General features: G+C 36.8%; 10 protein-coding genes and 1 pseudogene. 3 read left to right on the forward strand and 8 right to left on the reverse strand.

What is annotated here, in order from left to right; translation table 11 throughout:
• The 4 genes and pseudogenes from JO950_RS22315 to JO950_RS18770 all read right to left on the reverse strand — a co-directional run.
• Nucleotides 1–245: pseudogene (locus JO950_RS22315) on the reverse strand (hypothetical protein); the annotation flags it as partial.
• A 267-nt stretch (nt 246–512) separates the two neighbouring features.
• Complete coding sequence (locus JO950_RS18760) at nt 513–1,598, reverse strand: efflux RND transporter periplasmic adaptor subunit (protein WP_202704009.1); 1,086 nt, start codon at nt 1,596–1,598, stop codon at nt 513–515.
• Nucleotides 1,599–1,707: 109 nt separating this feature from the next.
• On the reverse strand, nt 1,708–4,998 hold the full coding sequence (locus JO950_RS18765; protein ID WP_202704010.1) for an efflux RND transporter permease subunit: 3,291 nt from the start codon (nt 4,996–4,998) through the stop codon (nt 1,708–1,710).
• A gap of 12 nt (nt 4,999–5,010) precedes the next feature.
• Nucleotides 5,011–6,396 (reverse strand): TolC family protein, encoded by a 1,386-nt coding sequence (locus tag JO950_RS18770; RefSeq protein ID WP_202704011.1) that lies wholly within the window; start codon nt 6,394–6,396, stop codon nt 5,011–5,013.
• Nucleotides 6,397–6,574: 178 nt separating this feature from the next.
• Here JO950_RS18770 and JO950_RS18775 point away from each other — a divergent pair, with 178 nt between their 5' ends.
• On the forward strand, nt 6,575–7,603 hold the full coding sequence (locus JO950_RS18775) for a sensor histidine kinase (RefSeq protein ID WP_370528126.1): 1,029 nt from the start codon (nt 6,575–6,577) through the stop codon (nt 7,601–7,603).
• Nucleotides 7,600–8,298 carry a LytTR family DNA-binding domain-containing protein gene (locus tag JO950_RS18780; RefSeq protein WP_202704013.1) on the forward strand — a complete coding sequence of 233 codons (699 nt, stop codon included), beginning with the start codon at nt 7,600–7,602 and terminating at the stop codon, nt 8,296–8,298. Before JO950_RS18775 ends, JO950_RS18780 begins: the two co-directional genes overlap by 4 nt.
• 365 nt (nt 8,299–8,663) lie before the next feature.
• Here JO950_RS18780 and JO950_RS18785 read toward each other — a convergent pair whose 3' ends face one another.
• Nucleotides 8,664–9,380: a DUF4386 domain-containing protein gene (locus JO950_RS18785; protein WP_202704014.1), complete on the reverse strand. Its 717-nt coding sequence runs from the start codon at nt 9,378–9,380 to the stop codon at nt 8,664–8,666.
• 146 nt (nt 9,381–9,526) lie between these two features.
• On the opposite strand from JO950_RS18785, the gene JO950_RS18790 reads away from it, so the two are divergent.
• Nucleotides 9,527–10,000: a PepSY-like domain-containing protein gene (locus JO950_RS18790; RefSeq protein ID WP_202704015.1), complete on the forward strand. Its 474-nt coding sequence runs from the start codon at nt 9,527–9,529 to the stop codon at nt 9,998–10,000.
• 335 nt (nt 10,001–10,335) lie between these two features.
• On the opposite strand, the gene JO950_RS18795 is transcribed toward JO950_RS18790, so the two are convergent.
• From JO950_RS18795 to JO950_RS18805, 3 genes are all read right to left on the reverse strand, one after another.
• Nucleotides 10,336–10,896, reverse strand: a complete 561-nt coding sequence (locus tag JO950_RS18795; RefSeq protein WP_202704016.1) for a 2'-5' RNA ligase family protein — start codon at nt 10,894–10,896, stop codon at nt 10,336–10,338.
• Nucleotides 10,897–10,939: 43 nt separating this feature from the next.
• A complete protein-coding gene (locus JO950_RS18800) occupies nt 10,940–11,254 on the reverse strand; it encodes a hypothetical protein (RefSeq protein WP_017495605.1) in 315 nt (104 codons plus the stop codon).
• Between the two features lie 617 nt (nt 11,255–11,871).
• Nucleotides 11,872–12,798 (reverse strand): alpha/beta hydrolase, encoded by a 927-nt coding sequence (locus JO950_RS18805; protein ID WP_202704017.1) that lies wholly within the window; start codon nt 12,796–12,798, stop codon nt 11,872–11,874.
• Nucleotides 12,799–13,053: the final 255 nt, after the last annotated feature.

A 13,053-nucleotide genomic window follows, 5' to 3' on the forward strand; every position in this document is an offset into this window, starting at 1 on the left:
ATATTTTGTGAATATCTTATTCTTTCACGTATTCTAGGTTTTAATGTTAATTCCCAGTCGCTACTATCACGTACATTATAATTTTTATCGTGAGAATCAGTGAAAGGAAAAGTAGATTCATTGCCCTTCCATGCTCGGAGTAAATTATAATATATAAAATCTTTTGTTGCATGTGCAGAAAGACTACTTTCGCTAAATGGTTCACTTACATAAAAGGCTGAATAATTTCCATTTCTAGTCGGCATATTTTTTTTTTTAGGTTTGTAATAATTGTTTGGTTCGCAGTTATGTTGAGATTAAATATTTAGCATATCTAATCAAAAAAATGTAATATTTTTTTCAAAAATATCAATTTACATAATTGAACAACCACGTATTTCTACCTGTTTATCAAACAAAAAAGGACAGCTCCCAAATTAATGAGAGCTGTCCTAAAGCAAATTTCTAATTTTGCACTCCTAAAAATGCGTACAGTTTTTGTTAATCTACTAAAAAAGAAGGAGAAACACAGGTTATTCGTTTATAACATCACCATCTTTAGTTTCTTCGCTGGCGATTTTTACCAGTTTATCTTTCAGGTTTAAATCTCCGAAGACTTCCACTTTGTCGTCGATTTCTCTTCCTTTTTTAACGTCAACGCGGGTGGCCTTGTGGTTTAGGACTTTAATGACAAACAAACCTTCGGCTGAATTTACCAATGCCGATTTCGGAATTACAAACGTGCTGTCTTTCGCGTTAAGCGGTAATAAAACTTCTGCTACCATTCCGGGTAATAGATTGGTTTGGGTGTTGTGAACGTCCATTTCGACTCTTTCAGAACGCAGTTTTAAGTCTAAAGCGCCGGACATTCTGGTGATTTTAGCGGTAAAAGTGTCCGGAAGCGATTTTACATTAAAGCTCATTTCGTCGCCATTGTGTAAATATCCGGTGTACAATTCTGGTACCGAAACGGCCAAACGCAATTTATCCTGTTGCTGAATGGTCAACAAAGGCAAATCGGAACCTTTTCCTGCGGGACCTACAAAGGTTCCTAAATTGACATTTCTGGCGGCTACCACTCCGTCAAAAGGAGCACGGATTTCTAAGTACCCTCTCATAATCGAGATTTCTTTGTGTGCCGCGATGGCTGCCTGATATTGTGCGTAGTCTGAGTTTTTCTTTCCGCTGGCCATTTCTAAGTCGTTTTTAGAAATGGTTCCTTCAACTTTGCTCGTTTCGTACAAACGGTTGTAAGTGCTTTTGCTGGTCGCGTAAATGGCTTCCATCGATTTTAATCTCGATTCGGCAGCAGCCAATTGCGAACTGATCTCCGGTGCTTCAAGAACAATTAACAATTGTCCTTTTTTTACTTTCGAACCAATATCTACTTTCAGCAATTTTACAAAACTGCTCACTTTGGCATACAAATCGACTTGTTGAAAACCGGTTAATTCTGCCGGTAAGCGCAATTCTGTAGTCAGTTTTTCTTTGGCCAAAAGGAAAGTTTCGACTTTAGGTTCGATTTCCGCTTTAGGCGCTTCTTCTTTTTTCTTTTCACAGCTTAGTACAACTAAAGCTGTAAATAGTATCGCTGTAGATTTTATAATGTTATTTTTCATTTTTTGGTTTTATATATGTTTTTATAAGTATTCAGAAAGTATAAAAGTTTATCGAAGTGTTTTCGCGACGATCGTAACTTTCGACTTTATGACTTTCGGCTTTATGACTTTATGACTTTCCAACTTTAGACTTATTTAAGGATGAGATATAATGGATACTTTCTTCGTCTTCAGGATCTAAAGAAACGGATTGTGTCGATGTTTTTTCCTGTGCCCATGCAAATATCTGCGGAAGGATCAACAATACGGCAAAAGTAGAAAATAATAATCCGCCGATAACCGCTCTTCCTAATGGAGAAACCTGATCGCCTCCTTCGCCATGACCAATCGCCATGGGTAACATTCCCGCAATCATCGCAACAGAAGTCATGATAATCGGACGAAGACGCAGTGCAGCGGCTTCTCTGGCAGATTCTAAGGCATTCCCGTTTATTTTTCGAAGCTGTTCGGCATTGGTCACCAATAAAACGGCATTGGCAATAGAAACTCCGACAGACATGATGATTCCCATATAAGATTGTAAATTAAGTGTTGAACCTGTAAAGGTCAGCATTAATAAAGCGCCTAAAACAACCGCCGGAACTGTGGTTAAGATCACCAGCGAAACTTTGAACGACTGAAAATTAGCGGCCAACATTAAGAAGATTACAAAAACGGCAACCAATAATCCGGTCTGTAAACTGCTTAATGTCTCGCTCAATACCGTGCTTAGTCCAATTGGAGTTATAAATAAACCACGAGGCAATTCGCCTAATGAACTAATGGTCGATGCAACATCTTTTGTGGCCGTCCCCAAATCGGTCTGGTTGATGTTGGCCGTAACGGTAATGTATGGCATGGCCCCTAAATTGTCATTTTCACCACTTACAAAGCCGGGTGTAATTTTGGCAACGTCGCTTAAAACCGGACGAAGCGAGTTTTTCAATACCGGAATTTCTCCAATATCGGTTTTGCTTTTCATTTTATTCAACGGAACCTGAACTTGTACAGAATAGGATAATCCTGCTTTTTCGTCGACCCAGTTGTTTTTTTCAGTATAACGTGACGATGAAGTCGATGCTATAAGAGAACGTGAAATATCATTCATATCAACGCCCAATTCGGCTGCACGTGTTCTGTCAATATTAATGTTCATGGCCGGATAGTGTATCGGCTGACCAATTTGTACGTCTCTGAAATAAGATATCGCGTTTAGTTTGTTTACAATCTGAGTGGCATATAATTCATTTCGTTTTTTGTCTTTTCCGGCAATTCGAATTTCAATTGGAGTAGGAGACCCCTGACTCAATACTTTATCGGTCAATTCGATAGGTTCAAAAGAAAGTTTAGTGTCCGGTAAAACTTTTTTCAGTCTTGCTCTTAACTCATCTTTAAACTCATCCATATCGACATGATACTCTTTTAAACTTACCTGAAAAACCGCTTCATGCGAACCCGCCATAAAGAGATAAATGGGGTTAATCGAGAACAGGGAAGGGTGTTGCCCGACATAAACAGAAGAAATTCCGATATGCTCTTTACCTACCATTTTTTCCAATTCTTTCAGCACAATTCGGGCTTGTTCTTCGGTTCTTTCCAATCGCGTTCCGTCAACAGCACGCATTCTCAATTGAAACTGACTTGAATTTGTTTTTGGGAAAACATCTTTTCCGATAAAACCAATTAGAACAATAGCTAAAACAGTCGCTGAAACTAAATAAACAATCGATGTTACTTTTTTATGTACAAACAATCGGTCTAAAGTTCGCATGAAACGAATTCTGAAACGCTCAAAAGGACTTATTTTTCCGTTATTATTAGTATCTTCTCTTTCTACATAGCTTTTTTTCTGAGTGATCAGATTTTGTTCTGATTCGGGAGTTAAACCGCAGTCATTAAATTCGGCTTCGTCGTCGGTAATTTCAGGGCCATGTGGATGTTTTTCGTGTCCTTTCATCATCCAGTTCGCCATTACCGGCACAAAGGTTTGAGACAATAAAAACGAAATAACCATAGAGAAACCAATCGCTAAAGCTAAAGGAAGAAACAAGGCTCCGGGAATTCCCACCATGGTAAATGCCGGTGCAAATACGGCTAGTATACAGAGTAAGATTAATAATTTAGGCAAAGCAATTTCCTGACAGGCATCCCAAATGGCGAGTGCCTTGGGTTTTCCCATGTCGAGATGCTGGTGAATGTTTTCGATGGTTACCGTACTTTCGTCTACCAGAATTCCAATGGCAAGCGCTAGTCCGCTCAAAGACATTAAGTTGATCGTTTGTCCGAATAATTTCAGGAATAAAACTCCGGAAATAATCGAAATTGGAATGGTCATAATGACGATTAAAGCAGCACGACGGTCGCCCAGGAAAAGCATTACCATTAATCCCGTTAAAACCGCACCGATAATTCCTTCGGTAATCAAACTTTTAACGGAGTTGATTACATAAACCGACTGGTCAAATTCGTAAGATAAATTAACATCTTCGGGAAGTGTACTCTGAATTTTAGGAAGTTCTTTTTTTAATTTCTGAACCACATCCCAGGTCGAAGCATCTCCCGCTTTTGCAATACTGATATAAACCGAACGTTTTCCGTTTACCAAAGCGTAACCCGCTGTAATATCGGCACCGTCTTTTACGCTTGCCACATCGCCTAATTTTAAGTTTTGAACACCGCCTTTGAATAACGGAATCTGTTCAAAATCTTTAACTTCTTTAATTGTATTATTGGTAGGCGTAATATAATTTTTGTCGCCCATTCTCACGTTTCCGGAAGGGGCCGTCTGATTGTTTAAACGAATGGCCTCGACAATTTGATCGGGTGTCATATTGTGCGAACGCAATAGATCCGGATCTACGTTAACCTCGATAGTTCTTGGGCTTCCGCCAAAAGGAGCCGGAGACAATAAACCGGGAATTGAAGTAAAAGAAGCACGAACATAAACGTTAGCTAAATCCTGTAATTCGTTGTTCGATCTGATTTTTGAACTCAAAACCAATTGTCCGATTGGCAATGATGAAGCATCAAAACGTATGATAAAAGGAGGTTGTGTTCCCGGAGGAAAAACCGCCTGGATTCTGTTGGACAGCGCGCTCAATTCGGCAGCGGCCTGCGCCATATTGGTTCCTTCATAATAGGTTAATTTCATAATCATTAACCCCTGAATATTTTTGGTTTCTACCGATTTGATACCATTCGAAAAAGGTAAAACGTTTACGTAGTTTTTAGCAAAATAAGCTTCCATCTGGTCGGGTGTGTAACCTCCAAACGGATGCGCAATATAGATAACCGGCAAATTCATTTTCGGTAAAATATCGACCTTAATGTCTCTGATGGCACCAATTCCGAAGAAAAAGAGACCCGCAACCAATACGAGAATGGAGATGGGCTTGCGGAGTGCAAAACGTATTAAATTCATTGGGCTTTATAATTAAAATTCATTTATAAATAAGTCAAAATTTCCTGTTGCAGCGACTTTCAGTAGGTACGACTGCCATACATTATTATTGACAATATCACGATCGATTTCGGCACGATTTAAAACGTACATGGTCTGCGTTAAATCAGTCAAATCAGTTAAGCCGTTTTTGTATAAAGTCGATTTCTGAAGATAAGCTCTTTTGGCAGCATCTACCTGAATGGGTGCTTCGGCATAATTCTCTAAAGTGATTTTGATTTTATCTTCAGCAAAATTCAACTGCGATTTCAGCTCACGATCGGCTTGGTTGTATTCTTCCTGTAGTCCCTGAGAAATAAATTTCTGAGCAGTGACTTGCTTGTTTGAACGGAAAGGAGTCGTTAAATTCCATGTAATTCCAATTCCAACTAAATAATTGGTACGATCCGGATTGACACCATCCCAGTAATTTCGGGTAAAGGCATGCTGATTTGTGGCATAACTGCTGTCAAATCCTGAAGCTCTGGTTTGCAATACACCAAAAGCAGTCATGGTTGGATAATAGAATCTTTTGTACAATTTGACTTGCTGATCGCTGTAATCGATTTTTGTTTTATACAATTGTAATAAAGGATGAAGACTGTCTGTGGCAGTATTTTCCTTAATCAGTTCTTTTGGAATTTGAGTGACAAAAAGAGAATCGGTTACAAAATCCTGAGGTGCAACGCCCATTAGATCGACCAATTTGTTGTTTTGTTCTTTCACAAAATTTTTGGCCAGATTCAGCGCAATTTTAGCTTTTGATACTTCGGCAGTGGCTAAAGTAGAATCGACTCCGGCTAATAATCCGTTCTTCACTCTTGCTACGGCTGTTTTTTTGAAAACCTGAGCGCGATCCAGATTTTTTTGCTGTGAAATCAACAATCTCTGACTTGCGAGTAAATTCAGATAAGCGGCAGAAATTTTGATTTCCTGTTGAAATTTTTCCTGTTTCAGATCCTTTTCTTTGGCCTGAACATCAATTTTAGATAAATTGATTTTTTCCTGCGTTTTTCCGAAAGTGAAAAAATCCCAGTTCATGTTGACCAGATAAAGTGCGCCAAATGCCGAATTCCAGTTTTGTTCCGGTAAAGGAAGTCCGGATGAAGCTACTCCAAGACCCCCAAAGCCATAAAGAGGCCCATTTTGACCGTTTACAGTTCCGTAATCCTGTTGCGCCGATAAGTTTAGGTTGGGCAGGTAATCACGTTTAGACTGCTTAAGACTTTCGCGTGATGCATTGGTGTAATTGTTTTTTGCCTTGATGGAACCGTAGTTTTCCAAACCTGTTTTTATGGCTTCTTTTAAAGACAGGGTTTGAGCAGAACTACCACAGGCAAAAATCAAGAAAACTAATAAAGTAATTTTTTTGAAATACATATAAACTAGTGGTGTGAATTTGATCTCTCAAAATTATTTCACTTGGTCGGATAAAAGCTTTCTTAAATGATGTAATGCGATTATAAATGACCAATTCAATTGGTCATTTATTGGAAATAAAAATTAAAAAAATGTAGTTAATTTGTAAACTATTTAAGTTTTAAGAATGAAGAGAGAAATGGAAAACATATTGGATCACAAATGGTGGCAGGAAATTGCCGTTGTTGCTTTTTCATTTACTATTTATACCTTAAAAAACGACTGGATGTTGTTCAGTTCGTTTACCTCCATCTTAATGGGGATCTTTTTCTATTTAATTTTATACCTGCACGCCCAGTTCAACCGTTTCTTTTTGCTTCCCATACTTTTTAAAAAACAGCGTCCCGTGACTTATATTTTTCTGACACTGGCGGGAGTATTACTCTTTTCGGTTGTTTTGTATGAGGTGACCAGTCTGGAAATGTTTAGTAACTGCCGTTTGTATCAAAATTCTCATCAGCGCAGTTATGTGTATCAACTGGCCAGTGTTTTAGGGACTTTGGTTTGTATACTGAGCCCGATAATTGTTTTTAAGTTTTACAGAATTCACAAGAGACAGACCGATGAGACTCTTTTGTTCAATCAAATGCAATTGAATTCATTGAAGGGACAATTGAATCCACACTTTTTATTCAATACCTTTAATACGCTTTACGGAATTAGTCTCGAGTTTCCGGACCGAACATCTGATTTAATCATGAAAGTATCGCAGTTGATGCGTTATCAGCTTGAAAGCAATAACAAACAATGCGTGTCTCTGGAAGACGAACTCGAGTTTATAAACAGTTATGTTCAGCTGGAGAAAGAAAGGGTAGGGTATCGTTGTGAGATTACGTACGACTGTAAAATCGATAATGAAAATGCCTATAAAGTATCACCCATGCTGCTGATTGCGTTTATCGAAAATGCATTCAAACACGGAACCTGTGCGATAGAAAAATGTTTTGTGAGAATCATTATTACGGTCGAGAACGGGTTGCTTCATTTGCATGTAGTAAATTCCATTCCAAAGAAAAAAACGGATGTTATTTCGACTAAGATTGGTTTAAAAAATACCATAGAACGATTGAATCTGATTTATGGGAAAGCCTATAAACTAGACATTCAGGACGATAAGAATACTTACATTGTAGATTTGAAACTGCAATTGAAAAAGTTTGTAGAATGAGAGAACCTAAAAAATGTATAATTGTCGATGATGAACCGGCAGCGCATTATGTGCTGGCGAATTACATCAAGCAAAATCCGCAATTAGAATTGGTTTTTCAGGGCTTTAACGGTATTGAGGCAATGGATTATTTAAGAGACCATCCTGTTGATTTGATGTTTCTGGACATCAATATGCCGGAGATATCAGGGATGGAATTACTGAAGATTATTCCCACACATCCCAGTACAATTTTAACGACCGCTTATTCTGAGTATGCCCTTGAAAGTTACGATTACGGTGTTATAGATTATCTTCTCAAGCCTATTTATTTTCCAAGATTCCTCAAAGCTATCGATCGTTTTTTTGCCACGGAGAACGGTAAAGTGAAAACTGAAGATGCAGTAATCAATTCCGTTACAGTGAAGGTTGACGGTTACTTTATTGAGATAGAATTGGACCAGCTTTTGTTTGCACAGAGTTTTGGGAATTATGTGAAGTTACATACCATAAAAAGAACGTATCTGGCTTCTATCACCACCAGTGAATTGGAGAAATGCCTGCCCGAGAAGAATTTCATGCGCATTCACAAGTCCTATATCGTAGCACTGGATAAAATTGAGACCACCGATAAAGATTTTGTGGTCATTAAAAACGAAAAATTACCCATTGGTATTACCTATAAAAGAGAATTATCAGATCGATTGAAAAAATGATACCGATGTAACATTAGACTGAAATAGACGTAAAATTGATAAAAAAAACAGAAATGAAGGGAGCTTACTAATTCAATTATTTCAAAGAAGAAGCCTGCTCAGGAGTAATTCCGGCAGGCTTTTTTGATTCTATTCCAATTTTAGGTTTTATTAATTGCACAAGTTGAATGATTTTCAAAGTAATAGCTTCTACTGAAAAGGATTAAAAAAAAAATCTGCAAAATCTGCTAGATCTGCGTGTGAAAAAAAACAAATTCCCGCAGATCTGGCAGATTTTTTAATCGATTTAATCCTTTTAATCTGTGGCTATTATTTTTCAACACTTAGAATCTTTGTGTTTAAATTAATTGCATTATTAAGGTTGATTATACCAACTGCTGTTTCCAGACCGGCAATTTTACCCCTTTAAAAACCAGCCATAAACTAAGAGACAATTCGGCAATTAAACAAGGCATCAATAAAATTATACTTGAAAGTTTCGGGATCAGAATTAAGAAGAAACTATTGGTAAGATAACAAACTCCCGCCAGGCTCATTAAAAGTCCAATAGTCTTTGGTAGATAACCCGATTTAAAGATCAGATAGCCCTCCAGTAAACAAACAAATCCAAAAAAGATCAATCCGATTCCGAAACCAAAATCGTGCAATTTGATCGAAAGATAAGATAAGGTGTGTAACTGCTCTGGACTGAAAGATTTTAAATATTGGGCATCACCCAGAAAAAATAAGGCTGCCAAAAGATTCAGTTTATTGGCCACTAAAACGGCAGTCTGGATTAAATTGAACGATAGATTTAAAAGAGCAAGTTTTCGGTTTACCGGTTTTAAAAGATAATAGAGAATAATCATGACCGGCAGATCGCAGATTTGCATAATAAGATCCGCTGTAATGCCAATTTTCCACAGAAATTGCGAATGCATAATATTTTGAGCAGTGGCAGTGGCATCTCCGGACACAAACAATTTGTTTCTGACAAATGTTTCTGCGAAGAATCCCATGACGATAATGACCAAATATAATATCCCGGCTATGCGTGCATAAAGCTGTGGTGAAGCTTCAAAATTTTTCAGGTTAGATTTCATTTTTTAGGTTTTGGTTTTTCGTAAGACGTCTGACACAGAACATTGTTACCGACTATTTTAACATTTTTTTACAATATCATTTTTTCTTCAGAATAAAGTAGTAATTTTAATACGTTATTAAGAGATGTTAATTTAAAATTGGGCACATGAAAAAAATATTCCTGATGATAACCTTTTTGTATAGCAGTTTTTTAATAGGGCAGAGTGGAGTTTCTCCTGACAAAGTGGTCACACCCCCTGAAAAAGTAGTTTTTACTTTTCAGAAAGAATATCCCGGTAAAGTTCCGGTCTGGATATTGAAATATGTTGGAGATGACGACGATGAAATTCGGTATGAAGCTAAGTTTAAAACAGATAAAAACACTAGTGCATTGGCGGTTTATGATAATTTGGGAGTTCTCAAAGCTTTTGAATTACAGATTCCATTCAGTCAGCTGCCACAAAAAGCACAAACCTATCTGAAGAAAAATTATCCTGCCAGTGCCATTAAAGAATCGGCAGTAGTGGTAGACGATAAAAACAAAACCACTTACGAAGTTGGGATACAAAAAAACGCCAAATTCTATGACATTGTTTTTGATAAAAACGGAGGTTTTGATGTAATCATCGAGAAAGATTAAAACAGAATTCTTACTAATTCAATATACTCAGAATTATAAACCCGACAGGTTTTTGAAACCTGTCGGGTTTAATTATAGATTCACAAAATAAAAATTACAAATTCATTCCGCCTGAAACCTCAATGCGTTGTGCATTTACCCAGCGTGCCTCTTCGGTACATAAAAAGGCAACTTCAAGTTTCAAGTTTCAAGTTTGAAGTTTCAGGTTTCAAGTTTCAGGTTTTAGGTTTCAGGTTTTAGGTTTTTAGTTTCAAGTTTCAGGTTTTCTACTCTTCACATCTCACATCTTGCATCTTGCATCTCACATCTTGCATCTCACATCTCACAATTAACATTTAAAACAAAGTTCCCTGTATAAGTTCCGGCTGCGGATTACTGCCAAAAGGAAAAGAATCAATGACAAAAAACTGTTTTTTTATGGGATCTAATTCACGGAGAATAATTTCTTTACAGGAAAAATTCATTGCAATAGTGGTAAAGAGCTGTGATGCGACTTTAAGATTTTCAGCAGTTAGTTTTCTGCCGATAGAAATATGCGGATCACTGCTTTTTTTAAGGTTGGAAAGTAGTAACGCTTTCTGTGTCTTTTTCATGACAGGCTGTAAACTCTTTTTTGATTCTTCACTTGGAGCAATGAAAAAAGCACCGCTTTCGTACGAACCAAAATCATCCAAATGTACCTGAAACGGAGTAAAGGTATCACAAACATTAAAGAGCTTTTGCTTGAATTTATCCAGTTGAGAATCGTCAGTTGTAAACTCGCAAATCGTAATATGTGCCACCGAATTTTTACTGTTGAACCAGCCAATTTTAGTCGCCAGAAGTTCTTTCATGGTTTTGATGGCCTCAATTATTTCTGGTGAAGGATGAATGACAACTGAATATTTCTTTTCCATTTTAACGTTCGATTTTTGGCAAATTTAAAGAATTTGTTGGCATCTAAATCTTTCCTTTCAGATGCAATCGATATTCAATTTCTGATTTTAATAAACCGCTTCCTCCTCCAAAATGTTCAATTACTTCAACATCAGGCTGCTGTTTTAAACAAAAAGAAGTAAACTCTTTTTCGATATGATCTTCGATCCCCGAACTCAAAAGGACAATATCTATTTTGTGGTTCAGAAAATAATCCTGAGCCAGTTTTTCGTCATTAAAACCAACTGCATTCCAGTTTTCGTAAGCATTTACTAATCGGAGCAAAATCTCAAGAATGGCTTGGTTCTTTCCAAGCAGTAAGAATTCGTATGTTTTCATAGATAATAGTTTTTAGAATTCTTTCTAAGATGCTAAGGTGCTGCGCTACTAAGGTTCTAAGATTCCATAAGTTTAGTAACTTTAGGCCTTAATAGCTTAGAAAAAAAGTCTGTATTTTACAAATGTACTAGTAAAGAGCTTGTTGTAACTTAATCTAGAATAAGAAAACTTCGAAAATTTGTAAAACCTTAGCACCTTCGTGTCTTAGTATCTAAGCACCTTAGTTTCTTAGTCCCTTAAAAAAAAAAAACAAAAGATTTTACAGCTGTAGTGCTTCAGATAGTCAGTGACTTAGCGTTTTTGGGAGGAAAAAGTTTTTCATAATGCGGAAAGCCGTAATGATTTCTCTAAAGTTGCTTGTAATTTCGCGCCATAATAACGGGTAATTATGCTGTGTTTACCTTTTTAGACCGCATAATAGGTTGTTATAATTAACTGTTTTTGGAGAAACAATTTTTTTAATTACAATGAAAATTAGACTTATTCATTTGATCGTGGATATAAGCTTTGTATGAATTTGCAGGATTACAAAAGAGTCTGATTTTTATAGGGTTTTTAGATTTGGTTATTGGGTTATCCGGATCTAAAGACCCTTTTTTTTATTCTTCCTACTGCTATTATAAGTAACCATTAATTTTAAGCCATTCTTCGCAATCTCGGGTCCAAAATTTACTTGTACTATTTACGCCCAACCCAAAACCATGACCTCCTTTTTCATAAAGATGTAATTCAGCTGAAACCCCGTTTCGTTTAAGCGCCAGATAATAATTAATACTGTTCTCTGGTAAAACGGCTTTGTCGTCTGTGGCATGAATCAGGAAAGCGGGAGGAGTTTTTGAAGTAACTTTCTTTTCGTTAGAATAAAAATCACGTACTTCCTGTGAGGGATTATTCCCCAGTAAACTACTTTGCGAGCCTTTGTGTGTAATCTCATTTTGCATGGATATTACCGGATAAATTAAAAGTGAAAAATCCGGGCGTGCACTTGTTTTAGATTTTGTATCGTAAGTTATCTCGTCGTAATGTGTTGCCAGGGTTGAGGCTAAATGACCTCCGGCTGAGAAGCCAATAATCCCTATTTTGTTAACATCTATGCTGTACTTTGTTGCATTTTGCCTTACATGACGTATAGCTTCCTGTGCGTCCTGTAATGGTCCGTTTTTTTTGTCTTTCATGATTAGATCACTAGGTAATCGGTATTTGACAACAAAAGCTGCAATTCCCAGGCTATTGAGCCAGTTGGCGACTTTGGTACCTTCTTTATCAATGGCTAAATGTTGGTATCCTCCTCCCGGAAAAATAAGAACAGCAGTTTGATTGGGTTTAGTTTGTTTAGGTAAAAAAACACTCAATGTTGGAACGGTAACTAAACGTGTACTCTGCACTTTTCCGTCTACAAAAGATTCATTTTCCTTGTATTCCGGAGCTTTTATTTCATCAGGGATTGTATTCCAGAGCGGTATAATTTCATTTTGTGCATGTATAGTAGTGTGCATGAAGGTGAATAAAAATAAGGTTAGAAGTAATTCTTTTACATTTTTCATGAATTATAGAAGTGTTTAAATGGGTTGAAAAAGTATTTCAAAACAAAGTTTTTTGGGATCTGTTTTACGCTTTTGTAAAAATGTAACAAATGACTTTTACTTCACAAACCTGAAGATTACAGTGAATTGATCAAAAGTGAAAGTTTTTTGGACAATTTTGATAGATAAAACGGTTAAGTTTGTAAAAATAGCTTTTAACAAATATATTACTTAAAATGTAATTTAAAGTATTTTTTTTTGAGCGATCTGTTTAAT

The sequence above is a fragment of the Flavobacterium sp. UGB4466 genome (assembly GCF_903469665.1).
Taxonomy (GTDB): Bacteria; Bacteroidota; Bacteroidia; order Flavobacteriales; family Flavobacteriaceae; genus Flavobacterium; species Flavobacterium lipolyticum.